Below are 17,307 nucleotides of genomic sequence, written 5' to 3'. Positions count from 1 at the left end.
CGTGAATGTCCCGATCCCCGTGCCGATGGCCTTCCACAGCTTCGGCGGCTGGAAGCGCAGCCTGTTCGGCGACCACCATGCGCACGGCCCGGAATCGGTGCGTTTCTACACGAAACAGAAGGCCGTCACGCAGCGCTGGCCGGCCTCGACGGCGGCGGGGGCCGAGTTTGCCATGCCGACCTTGAAGTAAAATCCGCTGTAAAACCGGCTGGTTCGCTTCTTGCTTACTGCAATGGTTAATTGTTTAGCCATTGCAGATCGCTCCCATGACGTCCAGCCGTACCCAGCCTTTGCGCATCGTTGTCGTCAACACCATTGTCGAGCACGGCGTGCACGAGAATGCGGCCCTGGCTGCCCAGGTGCAGCGCGGCAATGCCCTGCGCATCGGCTTGCTGGAATCGGGCTTCGACATCGTCGCCTCCCTGCCAGCCGACCTTTACCTTCCCGAGCGCATCGCGCAACTGCAGCCTGACCTCATCATCATCGACGCCGAATCGGACGCGCGCGACGTGCTCGAGCACATCGTCATCGCCACGTGCGACGAGCGCCGTCCCATCGTGCTGTTCACGGAAGACGGCGCCACGGCCAGCATCGACGCGGCCATGGCGGCCGGCGTGTCCGCCTATATCGTGGCCGGCTTGCATGCCGAGCGCATCTTGCCCGTGCTGAATGTGGCGCTGGCGCGCTTTCGCCAGGAAGAAAAATTGCGCGCCGAATTGCTCGACACGCGGCACAAGTTGTTTGAGCGCAAGGTGATCGAACGGGCCAAGGGCCTGTTGATGACGCATCACGGCTTGACGGAAGACCAGGCTTACCAGCGCTTGCGCAGCATGGCCATGAACAAGAAACTCAAGCTGGCGGACATTGCCCAGCGCATCCTCGACGTGGAGGACTTGCTGGGATGAATCGTCCTTTTCCTGACACATGTTGGTGCGGCGCACCATTCCGGTGCGCTTCCAGCTGCCTGGGACAGGGCATGCACAGGCACGGTCCTTGCAGCTGGATGGGCATGACCTTGCCCATGTCGGCACGGCAAAACAGTATTTATCAGCAAGGAATGGTATGACACAGCAAGCGGGCGCCAATGCCCACCCGACGCGCCCACTGCAGCCGGAAAAACAGACGATACGCATCGGCTACCTGCCGCTCACCGATTGCGCCTCGCTGGTGATGGCTTCAAAGCTGGGCCTGGATGAAAAATACGGCATCAAGATCGAACTGAGCCGGGAGACGTCGTGGGCCGGCGTGCGCGACAAATTGAATAGCGGCGAACTCGACGCTGCCCACGTGTTGTACGGTCTCGTGTATGGCGTGCAGATGGGCATTGGCGGGCAGCGGCACGACATGGCCGTATTGATGAATCTCAATCACAGCGGCCAGGCCGTCACCCTGTCGGCAGCGCTGGCGCGCGAGGGCGCCCACGATGGCCCCACATTGGCGCGGCACATGCGCGGCGCGGCGCGGCCCTTTGCGTTTGCGCATACTTTCCCGACCGGCAACCACGCGATGCTGTTGCAATACTGGCTGGCCGCGCAGGGCATCGATCCGCTGCGCGACGCGCGCGTGATGACGGTGCCGCCGTCGCAGATGGTGGCCGCCTTGCGCGCGGGGCAGATGGATGGCTTTTGCGCGGGCGAACCATGGGGTTACAAGGCCATCGTCGATGGCGTGGGGGTGACGGCCACCACCAGCGGCGCCATCTGGCCCGACCATCCGGGCAAGGTGCTGGGCACCAGCGCCGCGTTTGCGCACCAGCATCCGAACAGCTGCCGCGCCCTGATCGCCGCCGTGCTCGAGGCGGGGCGCTGGATAGACGCCAGCGATGCCAACCGGCTGGCCATGGCGGCCACCCTGGCCGAGCCTGCTTATCTGAATACGCCGCAGGAAACGCTGGCGCCGCGCATCCTCGGTCATTATCAGGATGGCCTGGGCAAGACGTGGGATGAGGCGCACGGTTTGAAGTTTTACGGCGCCGGCGCCGTCAATTTCCCCTACCTGTCGGATGGCATGTGGTTCATGACCCAGCACCGGCGCTGGGGCTTGCTGCGCGACGAACCCGATTACCTGGCGGTGGCTAGGCAAGTCAACCGCATCGACCTGTACCGTCAGGCGGCGGAAATGACTGCCACGCCCTTGCCGTCGTCACCGCTGCGCAGCTCGACCCTGTGCGACGGCGTCGTGTGGGACGGCAGCGCGCCGGAAGCGTACGCGGCATCGTTTGCCATCGGCCATTTTTTCTGATTGGAGAGTTCATCATGGCGCAACTTGGAAGCGTGACCCTGGTCGGCGCCGGTCCCGGCGATCCGGACTTGCTGACCATCAAGGCCGTGAAGGCCATCGCGCGGGCCGACGTGGTGCTGATCGACGACCTCGTCAATCCGGCCATCCTCGCGCATGCGGCGCCCGGCGTGCGCGTGGTCGAGGTGGGCAAGCGGGGCGGCTGTGCTTCCACGCCGCAAGCCTTCATCGAGCGCCTGATGCTGGCCGAAGCCCGCGCCGGCCTGCACGTGGTGCGGCTGAAAGGGGGCGACCCCTATCTGTTCGGGCGCGGCGGCGAAGAGCGCGCCTACCTGCGCAGCCACGGCGTGGCCGTCGAGGTGATCCCTGGCATCAGCAGCGGCCTGGCCGCGCCGTCCAGCATCGGCGTGCCGCTGACGCACCGCGGCTGGAGCCAGGGCGCCATTTTTGTCACGGGCCATGGCAAGGATAGCGCGTCCGAACCGAACTGGCTTGCGCTGGCGCAAAGCGGCCTGACGCTCGTCATCTACATGGGCGTGGCCAGGGTGGCGGCCATCCAGGCCGGCTTGCTGGCTGGCGGCATGGCGCCCGGCACGGCCGTGGCCGTGGTGCAATCGGCCAGCTTGCCGGCGCAACGCCAACTGTTGAGCACCTTGCAGCGCTTGCCGGACGATTTGCTGGCCAGCGGCCTGGGCAGCCCCAGCATCATCGTCGTGGGCGAGGTGGTGCGCTGCGCCGATGCCTGGGGTGACCATGGCGCCTTGCTGGCCGCGGCCGTGTGACTTAGCGGATCGGCAGGGCCACGGGGCGGATGGGCGCCGCGTCGCCGCCGCGGAATTTCAGCGAGGCGCCGATGAAGGCGAACTGGTAGACCTTGTCGCGCGACAAGCCTTCCAGGTCGACCAGTTCCAGGATGGGCGTGCCCTGCTGCGCCAGCAGATACGTGTGCACGGGCAGGTAATTGCCGGCCACTTCGGAGGGAAACGCCTCGAAACTGAGGTTGTCCGCGCCCACCACCATGGCGCCGCCATCTTCCACGAGGAATTTCGCCGCGTCCAGCGACAGACCGGGCGGGTTCGCCATGTAGGCTTGCGCCTGCTCATAGTGCTGCATGCGGCCCGTGCGTATCAGCACCACGTCGCCTTTTTCCAGCGTCACCTTCTGTTGCGCCAGCGCCGCGCGCAAATCCTGCCGCGTCACGCGGTAATTGTCGGGCAGCTGCTGTAATCCCTTGGCCACGGCCACGTCGATCAGCACGCCGCGCGCGACGATGGGCGGCAGTTTTTCCGCGCCCGTCACGGTCCAGCCCCGGTCGCCCAGGTATTGCTCTTCCGTAAAACCGTTCCAGATCTTGCCGTTCAAGCCGAAGTGGTTGAGCGCGTCGATATGCGTGCCCATGTGCGCATACATGGACACGGCCGAGCCCGTGTAACTGACGTGGCGGTTCATCTGTTCGCCCACGTTCATCGAGTCGGCCACCACGTTGCCCTTCGGCGTGTGCGTCATCCACATCTGGTAGGGCGGGTCGCCTGCCGCCTGCCAGCTGGGCATGCCGATGTAGAAATCGACGGCCAGGTCGTAGCTCTTGCCGCCGTCGATGCGGGCCAGGATGGCGGCGCGCGAGGCGGCCGTCATCAGGTTCAGGCGGCCGATCTCGTCTTTCGGGCCCCAGGGGCTGATGCCCACTTCGGGCAGGGCGGTGGCCGGGGCGGCTTGCACTGCGCCGGCCAGCAGCGCCAGCAGCAGGGTGGCCAGGGTGGCGGATGGTTTGAACATGGGGTACTCCTTGCGTGACATGAATGAAGAAGCCGCCATCATATTATTTTCAATTCCAATGATAATCAGCGATAAAATAATAAGATATTCAACTGCAAGGAAAGAATCATGGATGTCCTGGCGCACATGCGCGTGTTTCGCAAGGTGGTCGAGCGCGACAGCTTCAGCAAGGCGGCGCTGGACCTGAACCAGTCGGCAGCCGCCATCAGCAAGCAGGTGCGCCAGTTGGAGGCGCATCTGGGCACGGTGCTGCTGGTGCGCACGACGCGGCGCATGAGTTTGTCGGACGGCGGGCGCGCCTACTATCTGGAATGCTGCCGCCTGCTCGATGAAATCGACGCGCTGGAACTGGCCACGCGCGGCTGCACCGGCAAGGTGGCGGGGCGCTTGCGCGTGAATGCGCCGCTGTCGTTTGGCTTGAAGGTGCTGTCGCCGCTGCTGCCGGTGTTCATGGCGCGCCATCCGGAAGTGAGAATCGAGATGACCCTGGACGACCGCCTGCGCGACGTGGTGGGCGAGGGCTATGACGTGTCGCTGCGCATCCGCGCCGCACTGGCCGATTCCTCCCTGGTGGCGCGCCGCCTGGGCGACGTCGAGCAAATGATTTGCGCATCGCCCGCCTATCTGGCGCGGCGCGGCACGCCCCGGCTGGCGCAGGACCTGCACGGCCACGATTGCCTGGCTTACCGGCTGGCGGACAGCCCCGGCGTCTGGCAGCTGGACGGCCCGGAAGGGAACAGCAGCATCGTCCTGCCCGTGCGCTTTTCCGCCGACAGCAGCCTGCTGCTGGCCGACATGCTGGCGGCGGGCATCGGCGTGGGCGCGCTGCCGTCGTTTGTCGCCGCGCCGCTGCTGGCCAGCGGCGCCCTGGTGCGCGTGCTGCCGTCGCACGGCATGGCCAGGCGCGGCGTGTATGCCTTGACGCCCGACGGACGCCACGTGCAGGAAAAAGTGCGCGCCTTTTGCGACTTCCTGGCCGGGGCGCTGCGGGGTGCCTAGGCGCCAGGTGTTTTCCAGGGCAACCATCGAACGCGCTTTTTTTCATGTACAGGTGCGTCGCGCAGGGGCTTTGATAGTATCCTCGTACTTGCTGGGCGGCCGGGGCGCCGCACATTCAAGGAAACCGGAATAAGCGATCGACAATGCACACTTTGAGCAAGCGCGGGGCGGGATCAGGCATCAGGATATGGGCGGGGGGCTTGCTGCTGGCGTTGGCGGTGGGCGGCGCCCTGTATGCGGGCGCGGCGCGCACGGTCGATGACGATGCCGAACAGCGTTTCGACAACCTCACGCATGGCGCCCAGCATAGCCTGATCACGCGCGTAAAAAGCTATTCCGACCTGCTGCGCGGCCTCGAAGCCCTGTTTCGCACGAGCGAGCAGCTGACGCGCCGGCAGTTTCACGATTACGTGGCCGGCCTCGATATCGCGCGCCAGTTCCCGGCCATCGAATCGGTCAACTACGCGGTGGCCGTCCCGTCGGCGCAGCGCGCGGCCTTCATCGAGGCCGTGCGCCGCGACACCAGCCTGGCGCCGCGCGGCTATCCCGCCTTCACCATCCGTCCCGCGGGGGAGCGGCCGGAATACGCGGTGCTCACCTATCTGGAACCCGATTCCCTGCTGGCCGAACGCATGGGCGTCGATATCGGCGCCAACCCGCTGGTGGCGCAGTCCCTGGCGCAGGCGCGCGACAGCGGCGAAGTCAGCGCGTCTGGCCAGGTGATCATGATCAAGGGGCCGCCCGCGCACGTGGGCCTGGGCATGCGCCTGCCCGTGTACCGCAACGGCATGCCGCAAGGCAGCGTGGCCGAGCGCCGCGCCGCCTATCAGGGTTCCGTCGGCATCGGCTTTGGCGTGGCGCAGCTGGTGCACAGCGCGCTCGAACGCAGCGCCCTGGAGCCGCTGCACCTGACCCTGTACAGCGCTGCCGACGCGACGCCCGCCGATGGCGCCCTGCGCATCACGCCGCAGGACCGCCTGCTGTTCAACGATGACGGCGACCTGGCGGCGACGCCGCCGCAACCGGGCAGCGATGCCGACTATTTCGACCAGGTGCTGCCCGTGGCGTACCAGGGCGGCCTGTGGAAAGCCCATTTCCGCGTGCGCAAGGCAGAGCTGTACAGCCCCTTCGACCGCTATTTCCCGTGGCTGGCGCTGGCCGTCGGCGTGGCCGGCACCCTGCTCATTTATGGCTACATCTTTACCCTGTACCGTTCGCGCCGCAACGCGGTGGCGCAACGCACCCTGCTCGATACGGTGCTCGACAGCGTCGACGCCTACGTCTACATGAAGGATGCCGACCTGCGCTACCGCTACGTGAATGCGCGCACGGCGAAGATACTGGGCCGCTCGGTGGAGCAGTTGATCGGCCGCCAGGATGGCGAATTGATGCTTGGCGATGCGGCGGCGTCCGTGCAGCGCACGGAGCGCCAGGTGTTCGACAGCGGCGCCAAGTTCGTCGGCGAGGAGCGCTTTGTCGATGCGCAGGGCCAGGTGCATCACCTGTGGAGCGTGAAGGTGCCGCTGGGCTTGCCCGGCCCCGTCACGGGCCTGATCGGCCTGTCCACCGACGTGACGGAACTGCACCGCCTGAAGGAACAGGCCGACGCGGCCAGCCAGGCCAAGAGCGACTTCCTGTCGAACATGAGCCATGAAATCCGCACGCCGATGAACAGCATCATCGGCATGGCGCACCTGGCGCTGAAATCCGTGGCCGACGCGCGCCAGCGCGACTATCTGCAGAAGATCTTCCATTCGGGCCAGCATTTGCTGGGCCTGATCAACGACATCCTCGACTTTTCCAAGATCGAAGCGGGCAAGCTGGAACTCGAAGTGCTGGACTTCCGTCTCGATACCCTGCTGGCGAACATCGCCAGCCAGCTGGGCGACGCGGCCGCCGTCAAGGGCCTGGCGCTGCAGTTCGATATTGCCCCGGAACTGCCGCAGCGCTGGCGCGGCGACCCGCTGCGGCTGGAGCAGGTCTTGCTGAACCTGACCAGCAACGCCATCAAGTTTTCCGACAATGGCAGCATCTTCGTGCGCGTGCGCCAGTCCGAGGAGCGGGGCAGCCACGGCATGCTGCGCTTCGAGGTGCAGGACCGCGGCATCGGCATGAATCAGGAAGAGGTGGCGCAGCTGTTCCGCTCCTTCCACCAGGCCGACCCGTCGACCACGCGCAAGTATGGCGGCAGCGGCCTGGGGCTGGTGATCAGCAAGCAGCTGGTGGAGCTCATGGGCGGCAAGGTGGGCGTGTACAGCCAGCCTGGCCTGGGCAGCACGTTCTGGTTCACGGCGCGCCTGGAGAAAAGCGCGCAGGCCAGCGACGAGCGCATCGCCGAAGTGGAACCGGAAGTGCTGGGGGTCATCCGCGGCGCATCCATCCTGCTGGTGGAAGATAACGTCTTCAGCCAGCAGGTGGGCTGCGAATTGCTGGAAGACGCAGGCGCCACCGTCTGCGTCGCCTGCAATGGCCGCGAAGCGCTGGAATTGCTGGCCCACCGGCGCTACGACTGCGTGCTGATGGACGTGCAGATGCCGGAGATGGACGGCTTCGAGGCGACGCGCCGCATCCGCGCCGACCCGCAGCTTGCCGGCCTGCTGGTGATCGCCATGACGGCCAATGCGGGCAGCGAAGACCGCGCCCGCTGCCTGGCGGCCGGCATGGACGAATTTTTGACCAAGCCGATCGCCCCGAATCTGCTGTTCCACCTGCTGGCGAAATGGTTTCGCCTGCGTGGCGGGATTGGCGGCATCGGCCATGCGCGCGTGGGCGACAGGCTGGTGGCGGTGCCGAAAGCGTCGCCATCGGCCGCCTCGCCGGACTTGCGTGATACGGCCATTCTCGACCTGGCCACCCTGGCGCTCACGTTCAGCAATGACCCCGTGAAGATGCGCAAGTACACCCAGCTGTTTCTCGATACGGCGCGCGACGGCATCGCCGAAATGGAGCAAGCCATGGCGCTGGAAGACCTGGGGCGCCTGGCCGACCTGGGACACCGCAGCAAATCGTCGGCGCTGGCCGTCGGCGCCCATGCCTTTGCCAGCCTGTGTGCGTCGATCGAAGGCTTGCGCCTTGGCGGCGACCTGCAACAGGCGCGCGCCCTGCTGACGGCCCTGGGGCCGGCCCTGGCGCAGGTGGCGGAACAAATTTCCGTGGAATTTGCCGCCAGCGACGCCCCCTGACGCAGGCAGCGGCGATAATACGCGTTTGACGTCTCCGGCCACCCGGCCGGAGACGCGGCAACCCATCGGATCAGCATGCATACTCCCGTCACGCCCGGCCTCCTCATCCTGCATGGCAACCAGCTGGAACAGCTGCGCGCCGCCGTCTTCCAGTGGCTGCGCCAGCATCCGCTGGCGCCCCTGGAAACGGATATCTTCCTGGTGCAGTCGAACGGCGTGGCCGAATGGCTGAAGATCGCCCTGGCCGAGGAGATGGGGGTGTGCGCCGCCACGCGCATCGCGCTGCCGGCGCGCCTGCTGTGGGAAAGCTACCGGGGCATGCTGGGGCGCGAGCGCGTGCCGCGCGTGTCGCCGTTCGATAAATCCCCGCTGACGTGGCGTTTGATGCGCCTGTTGCCGTCCTTGCTGGCCGACCCGGTCTTCGCGCCGCTGCGCTACTTCCTTGCCGATGGCGACAGCGAGCGCCGGCTGCAGCTGGCCGAACGCCTGGCCGACTTGTTCGACCAGTACCAGGTCTACCGCGCCGACTGGCTGGCCGACTGGGCGGCGGGGCGCGACCAGCTGCGCACGGCGCGCAATGAAACCATCGCACTGAAGGAAGACCAGCGCTGGCAGGCGCAGTTGTGGCGCGCCGTGGCTGCCGACGTCGAGGCTTTCGAGCGCGACACGGGCCGCGCCGACATCCACGACGCCTTCCTGGCGGCGATTGCCGCCGGCGATGCGCCTGCCGGCAAGCTGCCGCGCCGCGTCGTGCTGTTCGGCGTGTCGGCCTTGCCGTACCAGACCTTGCAGGCGCTGGCCGCGCTGGCGCGCCACACGCAGGTGGTGCTGGCCGTGCCGAATCCATGCCAGTTCTACTGGGGCGACATCATCGACGGGCGCGACTTGCTGCGCGCGGAAAACAAGCGCCAGCGGCAGCGCAACGGCACCGACCTGGCGCAAATCCCGCTCGAAGCGCTGCATGCGCACAGCCATCCGCTGCTGGCCAGCTGGGGCAGGCAAGGGCGTGATTTCATCCGCATGCTCGACGAATTCGACGAACACGCGCAAGCCGAGGGGCGCGACGACAGCCTGCGCATCGACCTGTTTGGCGAGGAAACGGGCGAGACCCTGCTGCAGCAGGTGCAGGTGGCCATCCGCGAACTGCGCCCGCTGGCGGAACACGAGCAAACGCCGCCCGATGCGGCCGACCGTTCGATCGAATTTCACGTGGCGCACAGCGTGCAGCGCGAAGTGGAAGTGCTGCATGACCAGTTGCTGGCCATGTTCGCGCACAGCGCCCAGACGGGCCTGCGTCCGCGCGACGTGGTGGTGATGGTGCCCGACATCGACACTTTTACGGCTGCCATCCACGCCGTCTTCGGCCAGTACCGGCGCAATGACGAGCGTTTCATCCCGTTCGAGATCGGTGACGTGAAGGACCGCAGCGTCAACCCGCTGCTCGTCGCGCTCGAGTGGCTGCTGCAGCTGCCGCAGCAGCGCTGCCGCCAGAGCGAGGTGCGCGACTTGCTCGACGTGCCGGCGCTGGCGGCACGTTTCGGCCTGCAGCCGGACGACCTGGCCACGCTGGGCGCCTGGATCGAAGGGGCGGGCGTGCGCTGGGGCCTGGACCAGGAACACCGCGCCGGCCTGGGGCTGGGTGCGGCCGGGGAACAGAATGCGTGGATCTTCGGCGTGCGGCGCATGCTGCTCGGCTATGCCAGCGGCAGTGGCGCCAGCTTTGGCGGCATCGAACCGTATGCGGAAGTGGGCGGCCTCGATGCGGCGCTGGCGGGCTCGCTGGCGCAACTGGTCGAGGCGCTGCTGCACTGGCGCACGGTGCTGGACGGCGCCTGCACGCCAGCCGAGTGGGGCGTGCAGGCGCGCGCGCTGCTGGCCGCTTTTTTCGACGCCGACGACGAGGGCGACCGTTTGACCCTGGCGCAGCTGGAAGGCGCCTTGCAGGGCTGGCTGGAAACCTGCGAACACGCGGGCTTCGTCGAGCCGGTGCCGCTGTCCGTGCTGCGCGTGGCGTGGCTGGGCGCGCTGGACGAGCCCACCCTGAACCATCAATTCGTCTCCGGCGGCGTGACTTTCTGCACCCTGATGCCGATGCGCGCCGTGCCGTTCCGCGTCGTGTGCCTGCTGGGCATGAACGATGGCGATTTCCCGCGCCGCGCGCAGAAGGCCGATTTCGACTTGCTGGCGCTGCCCGGCATGGCGCGCCCGGGCGACCGTTCGCGCCGCGACGATGACCGTTACCTGATGCTCGAAGCCTTGCTGGCCGCGCGCGATAAATTGTACGTGAGCTGGGTGGGGCGCAATGTGCGCGACAATTCCGAGCAGCCGCCGTCCGTGCTGGTGTCGCAGCTGCGCGATTACCTGGCCGCCGGCTGGTCGCTGGACCGGCACCTGATATCGCTGACCACCGAGCATGCGCTGCAGCCGTTCAGCCGCCGCTATTTCGAGGCCGATGGCTTGCTCACGTATGCGCGCGAATGGCGTGTCGCGCATGCCGATGCGGATGCGCAGGCCGCCGTGCTGCCGCTGGGTCCTTACGAGCTCGATCCCGGCACGCGGCTGAAGCTGGGCGAGCTGGCCAGCTTTTTGCGCCAGCCCGTCAAGTACTTTTTCCGCCGCCGCTTGAGCGTGTATTTCGCCGACGCGGCCATGCTGGGCGAGGATGAAGAGCCGTTCGGCCTGAATGCGCTCGAGCGCTATCTGCTGGAAGACACCATGCTGGACGACGGCGGCGCCCTGGAAGCGGCGGATGACGTGCGCGCCAGCCTGGAAGCGCGCGCAGCGAAGCTGGCGCGCGAAGGCGTGCTGCCCATCGGCTTGATCGGCCAGCAAGTGCAGGCGCAACTGGTCGAGGCGCTGGTGCCCGTGCGCAGCGCGTGGTTGTCCTTGCGCGCCTCGTTCCCGTACGCGGCCGACAAGCGCGCCATCAACCTGCCGTTTGGCGAAGTGCAGATCGACGACTGGCTCGACAAATTGTGCAGCAACGGGCGGGAAACGGCCTGGTTGATGCAGATTTCCTCGAAGGTGACGGACAAGGGCGGCCTGGCGCGCGGCGACAAGCTGATGCTGATGTGGCTGCGCCAGCTGGCCGCCGCCGCCCTCGGATTCCCCGTCACCGGCTACCTGGTGGCGCGCGACGCCATCGTCAGCATGGCGCCGCTCGATCCGGCCGCTTCGCGCGCCGCGCTGGCCACCTTGCTGGCGCTGTGGCGCGAAGGCATGAACCATCCGCTGCCCACGGCGTGCAAGACGGGGCTGGCGCTGGTGCAGCAGGGCGACCCGCGCGCCGTCTACGATGGCGGCTTCGATATCTCGGGCGAGCGCGATGAACTGTGCCTGGCGCGCCTGTGGCCCGAGTTTTCCGCGCTGGCCGCCGAGGAAGCGTGGCAGGACTGCACGCGGGAGCTGTATGGCCCGCTGGCCGACTGGCTGCAAGAACACATCACCATCGACCCGATCAGCGCGCCCGATGACGGCGCGGGAGAAGAACAATGACGAGCCATCTGCTCAACCCCCTCGCGTTCCCCCTGCATGGCTCACGTCTGATCGAGGCCTCGGCCGGCACGGGCAAGACCTGGACCATCGCCGCGCTGTACGTGCGGCTCGTGCTGGGGCATGGCGAGGACGACAGCCGTTTCACGCGCCCCCTGCTGCCGGCCGACATCCTCGTGATGACATTTACCCGCGCCGCCACGCGCGAATTGTCGAACCGCGTGCGCGAGCGCCTGATCGAGGCGGCTGCCTATTTTCGCCATGAATTTGGCATTGAATCCGGCGGCAGTGACCCGTTTCTCGACGCCTTGCTGGAGTCCTATCCGGACGAGAGCGAACGGCAAAAGGCCGCGCACCGGCTGATGCTGGCCGCCGAGACGATGGATGAAGCGGCCATTTTCACCATCGACGCCTGGTGCCAGCGCATGCTGCGCGAGCACGCGTTCGACAGCGGCAGCCTGTTCGACGAAGAGCTGGTCAGCGACGAGCAAGCCCTGTTCGAGGATGCGGCCCACGATTACTGGCGCCAGCAAGTCTATCCCTTGCCGCCGCAGGCGCTCGACGTGCTGCTGGCCTGCTGGCCCGACGTGGGGGCGCTGAAGAAGGGCGCGCGCGAACTGGCGCGCCGCGCGGACATCATGGGCATGGCCGACGAAGAACCGCTATCTGCCCTGATCGCGCGCGAACAGCGGGCGCTGGCCGCGCAGCTGGCCACCCTGAAGGCGGGCTGGGTCGAGCGCGTCGACCAGATGGCGGCCTGGATCAACGACCACCGCGCCGCCAATCCCAAGTGTTTTAACGGCGTCAAGATGAAGCCGGAGAACCTGGCGAAGTGGTTCGACGGCTTGCGCAAGTGGGCGCAAGACCCGCTGTTGCTGCTGCCGGCCATCACGGCCAAGGCGTGGGAACGCTTGACGCCGTTCGGCATCGAAGATGCGTTTGCCAAGAGTTTCACGGCGCAGGTGCCCGAGTGCTTCGCGCATACGGAGGCGCTGGGAATCGCCCTGGCCGCATTGACGCCGCTGGCGCACAAGCTGCACCTGCATGCGGCGGCGGCCATCGCGCGGCGCATGGATCAGTTGAAGCGCCAGTCGCGCCAGTTCGGCTTTGCCGACATGCTGCAGCGGCTGCACGACGCGCTGGCCGGCGAGAATGGCGCGGCCCTGCGCCAGCGCATCATCGACCAGTATCCGCTGGCCATGGTCGATGAATTCCAGGATACGGCGCCCGCCCAGTACCAGATTTTCAACCTGCTGTACCGCATCGCCGACAATGACCCGGCCCTGGGCCTGTTTTTGATCGGCGACCCGAAACAGTCGATCTACGGCTTTCGCGGCGCCGACATCCAGAGCTACCTGGCGGCGCGGCGCGCGACGACCGGGCGCCATTACCAGCTGGGCACCAACTACCGCTCGACGGCGCCGCTGGTCGCTGCCGTCAACCAGCTGTTCCTGCACGCCGAGCGCGACGAAGTACCGCTTGGTGCCTTCCGCTACCGCAAAGGGGATGAAAATCCGCTGCCGTTCGAAGCCGTCGACGCCAAGGGCCGCGCTGAGCACCTGGTGAACGCCGGCGGCCCGCTGCCGGCCCTGCTGGCCGCTTGCGCCAGCGATGAAGGGCTGCGCGGCGACAGCTACCGCGAGTATTTCGCGCAGCACTGCGCCGAGCACATCGTCGCCATGCTGGGCGACCCGCAGGCGGGCTTCGATGGCCCCGACGGTTTTACGCGCCTGCAGCCGGCCGACGTCGCCATCCTCGTGCGCGACCGCAAGGAAGCGGCGGCGATCCGCCGCGCGCTGGCGCGCCGGCGGGTCGCCAGCGTCTACCTGTCCGACAAGGATTCCGTCGTCGACAGCGAGGAAGCGCAAGACGTGCTGCGCTGGCTGGCGGCGCTGGCCAATCCCCTCGACGGGGGACTGGCGCGCGCCGCGTTTGCCACGCGCACCATCGGCCTGTCGCTGGGCGAGCTGGCGCGCCTCTCCAGCGATGAACTGGAATGGGAACGCCGCGTCGAGCAGTTGAAGGCCCTGCACCTGATCTGGCAGCGCCAGGGCGTGCTGGCCATGCTGCGCCGCTTCATCCACGAGCTGCAATTGCCCGCCATGCTGCTGCAGCAGACGGGCGGCGAGCGGCGCTTGACGAATCTGCTGCACCTGGCCGAACTGCTGCAATCGGCCAGCCGCCAGCTCGATGGCGAACAGGCGCTGATACGCTGGCTGGCCGAACAGATCGCCGGCGAAGGCGAGGGCGGCGACGAGCGCGTGCTGCGCCTGGAAAGCGATGCGGAGCTGGTGAAAGTCATCACCGTGCACAAATCCAAGGGCCTCGAATACCCGCTCGTGTATCTGCCGTTTGCCGTCACGGCGCGCAAGGTGGATAAGCGCAACCGCAGTTTCTTCGACTATGCGGATGACAAAGGCGAACGCCGCCTCGACTTGTCGCTGTCCGACGAAGCCATGGCGGCGGTCGAGGAAGCGCGCATCGAGGAAGATTTGCGCCTGCTGTACGTGGCGCTGACGCGCGCGCGCCACTTCCTGTGGCTGGGCGTGGCCGCCCAGGCGGCGCGCAAGGCGGGCGAGAACACCTTGCACGAATCGGCGCTTGGCTACCTGCTGACGGGCGGCGACAAGCTGCCGGCGGAGCAATTGCTGTTGCGCTGGCAGCAGGTGGCGGGCGACTGCGACGCCATCTACGTGACTTCCCTGGCGCAGCCCGACGCCTGCACGGTGCTGGACCGGGTCGAGCGGCGTCCTGAATTGCGCCCCGCTCCCGTGTTCGCGGGTGAATTCGAGCGCGACTGGTCGGTGGGCAGCTTTACATCGCTGACGCGCCAGATCGGCGCCGTGGCAGCCGTGCACGTGCCGCAGCGGGCGCTGGAAGAGACCCTGCTGGAAGATGGCACGGGCGTGCCCGCCGTGTCGCCACTGCAGACGGGCGACGCGCCATGGCACCGCTTCCCGCGCGGCTCCGTGCCCGGCAATTTCCTGCACGAGCAGCTCGAATGGATGGGCAGTGAAGGTTTTGACAGCGTCCACGAGGCGCACTTCGATACGCGCCTGGCCGCGCGCTGCGAGCGGGCGGGCTGGGGGCACCGCCAGGAAGACGCCATCGCCTGGCTCAGGGAAATCGCCCTGACGCCGCTGCCGCTGCTCGATGCGTCGCTGTCGCAGCTCGATAGCACCCTGTCCGAGATGGAGTTCTGGTTCCCCAGCGAGCATTTGTCCACGGGGGCGCTCGACCAGCTGTGCACGCGCCTGCTGCTGGACGGCGCGCCGCGTCCCGTGCTGCCGCGGCGCCAGCTGCACGGCATGCTGAAAGGCTTTGCCGACCTGGTCATCGAACAGGATGGCCGCTACTGGGTGCTCGACTACAAGTCGAATGCGCTGGGCGCCAACGACGCGGCCTACCACACGGCCGCGCTGGCGGCCGGCATGGCGCAGCACCGCTACGATATCCAGGGCGCCATCTACATGCTGGCCCTGCACCGGCTGCTGAAAAGCCGCCTCGGCGACGCGTACGACCCGGCCGAACACCTGGGCGGCGCCATTTTCCTGTTCCTGCGCGGTATCGCGAATGCGGACACGCATGGCTGCTACTGGCTGGCGCCGCAGCTGGAACTGCTGGACGGCCTCGATCAACTGTTAGAAGAAACGGAACACCATGCAGCATGACGCACAGATGAACGCTTTGTTTGCCCATGTCGACGGCGTCGCCGAGGATGGCCATCTGCGCCGCCTGAGCGCCGCCTTTGCCCGCTTCATCGCCAGCCTGGACGAGCAGGCGCCGGATGCGCCCGCCGTGGCCGTGGCGTGCGTGGTGCTGTCCGAGCTGGAAGGGCGGGGCCACAGCTGTTTGATGCTGGCTGACCTGGCTGGCGAACCGTCGCAGCTGCTGGGCTGGAGCGAGGAGCTGTGGCATGGCGTGCTGGCCGTTTCCGGCCCGCTGCCCGACAGCGCCGCAGGCTGGCGCGCGTTGCTGGCCCGCGCGCCGCAAGTGTGGCAGGTGGATGCGCCGGACGTGCGCCAGCCGCTGGTGCTCGATGGCGACCGCCTGTACCTGCGCCGCTACTGGCGCGACGAAACCCTGGTGGGCGGGAAAATCGCCTTGCGCGCGCGGGATTTGAACACGCCGCCGCTGGCGCAGGTGCGGCAATGGCTCGACATCCTGTTCGACCAGCCAACCCGGGACGGTGGCCCGGACTGGCAAAAGGTGGCGTGCGCCGTCGCCCTGCGCGGCAAGGTGGCGATCATCACGGGCGGCCCGGGGACGGGCAAGACGTACACGGTGGCCAGCCTTTTGACCTTGCTGTTTGCCGTCTCGCCGCAGCCGGAGCAGCTGCGCATCGCGCTGGCCGCACCCACGGGCAAGGCGGCCGCGCGGCTGAAGCAGTCGATCGACAAGGCGCTGGAAGGCTTGGCGGCGAAGGCGGGTGATGCCTTGCCCTTGCTGGAACTGGCGCGGCGCATGGGCGCGGCGCGCACCCTGCATAGCTTGCTGGGCGCGCGGCCCGATACGCGCGCCTTTGCCCACCACGCGGGCAATCCGCTCGAGGTCGACGTGCTGATCGTCGATGAAGCGTCGATGGTGCACCTGGAGATGATGGCGTCCGTGCTCGACGCCTTGCCGTCCACGGCGATCCTGATCCTGCTGGGCGACAAGGATCAACTGGCGTCCGTGGAAGCGGGCGCCGTGCTGGGCGACTTGTGCCACGACGCGCAGGCGGGCGGCTATACGGCCGACACCATCGCGTATGCGCAGGCGGCCAGCGGCGTGGCCATTCCACCTGCCTTTGCGGGAGCGGCGGGCGCGCTGGCGCAGCAGACGGTGATGCTGCGTCACAGCCACCGTTTCAGCGGTCCGATTGGCGAGCTGGCGCTGGCCGTGAACGGCGGCAGGCCGGATCTGGCCAAGGCCTGTTTCGCCGGCGACAGCGGCGGCCAGCTGGCGTGGAGCGTGACCGCGCAGCCGGACGAGGTGCTGCGCCTGGCCTTGCGCGGCAGGAGCGACGCGCCGGGCGGCTACCAGCCCTACCTGGAACTGGTGAATGCGGGCGAGGAGGGCTATGCGCAGCACGACGACTGGGTGCGCGCCGTGCTGCACGCTTTTGAAGCGTTCCGCATCCTGTGCGCCGTGCGCGAGGGCGAGTGGGGCGTGGCGGGCCTGAACACGGCCATCGAGCTGCGGCTGGAAAAGGAAGGGCTGATACGCCGCAGCGAATGGTATGTGGGCCGTCCCGTGATGGTCACGCGCAACGATTACGGCACGGGCGTGTTCAATGGCGACATCGGGCTGACCTTGCGCGACCCTGCGCGGCCCGGCTCACTGCGCGTGTATTTCCTGGAAGGCGAAAACGTGCGCAGCGTGCTGGCCACGCGTTTGCGCCACGTGGAGACGGCGTTCGCCATGACGGTGCACAAGTCGCAGGGCTCGGAATTCCGCCATACTGTGCTGGTGCTGCCGCAGGAAGGCGGCGCCATGCTGGCGCGCGAACTGGTCTACACGGGCATCACGCGCGCGCGCGACTTTTTTACGCTGGTATCGCCCACGCAGGCCGTGCTGTTCGACGCGATCTTGCGCCGCACGCAGCGCGCCAGCGGGTTGCGGGGATTGATCGGCTGAT

General features: G+C 67.3%; 9 protein-coding genes and 1 pseudogene. 9 read left to right on the top strand and 1 reads right to left on the bottom strand.

Annotated features, from left to right (window positions below):
• The 4 genes and pseudogenes from OX460_RS08570 to cobA form a co-directional block, all read left to right on the top strand.
• Positions 1–190: pseudogene (locus OX460_RS08570) on the top strand (methylmalonate-semialdehyde dehydrogenase (CoA acylating)); the annotation flags it as partial.
• Positions 191–266: 76 nt separating this feature from the next.
• The gene (locus OX460_RS08565) at positions 267–905 is read left to right on the top strand and encodes an ANTAR domain-containing protein (protein WP_289898391.1); all 639 of its coding nucleotides are present in this window, start codon (positions 267–269) and stop codon (positions 903–905) included.
• Positions 906–1,062: 157 nt separating this feature from the next.
• On the top strand, positions 1,063–2,241 hold the full coding sequence (locus tag OX460_RS08560; RefSeq protein ID WP_289898390.1) for a CmpA/NrtA family ABC transporter substrate-binding protein: 1,179 nt from the start codon (positions 1,063–1,065) through the stop codon (positions 2,239–2,241).
• A gap of 14 nt (positions 2,242–2,255) precedes the next feature.
• Entirely contained in the window at positions 2,256–3,020 is a 765-nt protein-coding gene (cobA, locus tag OX460_RS08555; protein ID WP_289898389.1) for a uroporphyrinogen-III C-methyltransferase, read from the top strand.
• A gap of 1 nt (position 3,021) precedes the next feature.
• Here the strand turns inward: cobA and OX460_RS08550 are convergent, their stop codons facing one another.
• A complete protein-coding gene (locus tag OX460_RS08550) occupies positions 3,022–4,014 on the bottom strand; it encodes a cyclase family protein (protein ID WP_251349193.1) in 993 nt (330 codons plus the stop codon).
• A gap of 108 nt (positions 4,015–4,122) precedes the next feature.
• Between OX460_RS08550 and OX460_RS08545 the strand changes: the two genes are divergently transcribed.
• The 5 genes from OX460_RS08545 (at position 4,123) to recD (ending at position 17,306) form a co-directional block, all read left to right on the top strand.
• Positions 4,123–5,013 (top strand): LysR family transcriptional regulator, encoded by an 891-nt coding sequence (locus tag OX460_RS08545; protein ID WP_251349192.1) that lies wholly within the window; start codon positions 4,123–4,125, stop codon positions 5,011–5,013.
• A 143-nt stretch (positions 5,014–5,156) separates the two neighbouring features.
• Positions 5,157–8,195, top strand: coding sequence for a CHASE domain-containing protein (locus OX460_RS08540; RefSeq protein WP_251349191.1), 3,039 nt, complete (start codon positions 5,157–5,159; stop codon positions 8,193–8,195).
• Positions 8,196–8,270: 75 nt separating this feature from the next.
• Complete coding sequence (gene recC / locus OX460_RS08535; protein WP_289898388.1) at positions 8,271–11,690, top strand: exodeoxyribonuclease V subunit gamma; 3,420 nt, start codon at positions 8,271–8,273, stop codon at positions 11,688–11,690.
• The gene (gene recB / locus OX460_RS08530; protein ID WP_289898387.1) at positions 11,687–15,358 is read left to right on the top strand and encodes an exodeoxyribonuclease V subunit beta; all 3,672 of its coding nucleotides are present in this window, start codon (positions 11,687–11,689) and stop codon (positions 15,356–15,358) included. The genes recC and recB overlap by 4 nt, the downstream gene beginning before the upstream one ends.
• Entirely contained in the window at positions 15,348–17,306 is a 1,959-nt protein-coding gene (recD, locus tag OX460_RS08525; protein WP_289898386.1) for an exodeoxyribonuclease V subunit alpha, read from the top strand. The genes recB and recD overlap by 11 nt, the downstream gene beginning before the upstream one ends.
• Position 17,307: the final 1 nt, after the last annotated feature.

The sequence above is a fragment of the Janthinobacterium sp. SUN033 genome, assembly GCF_030397595.1.
GTDB lineage: Bacteria > Pseudomonadota > Gammaproteobacteria > Burkholderiales > Burkholderiaceae_D > Janthinobacterium > Janthinobacterium kumbetense.
This window is presented reverse-complemented; position numbering and strand designations above follow the sequence as displayed.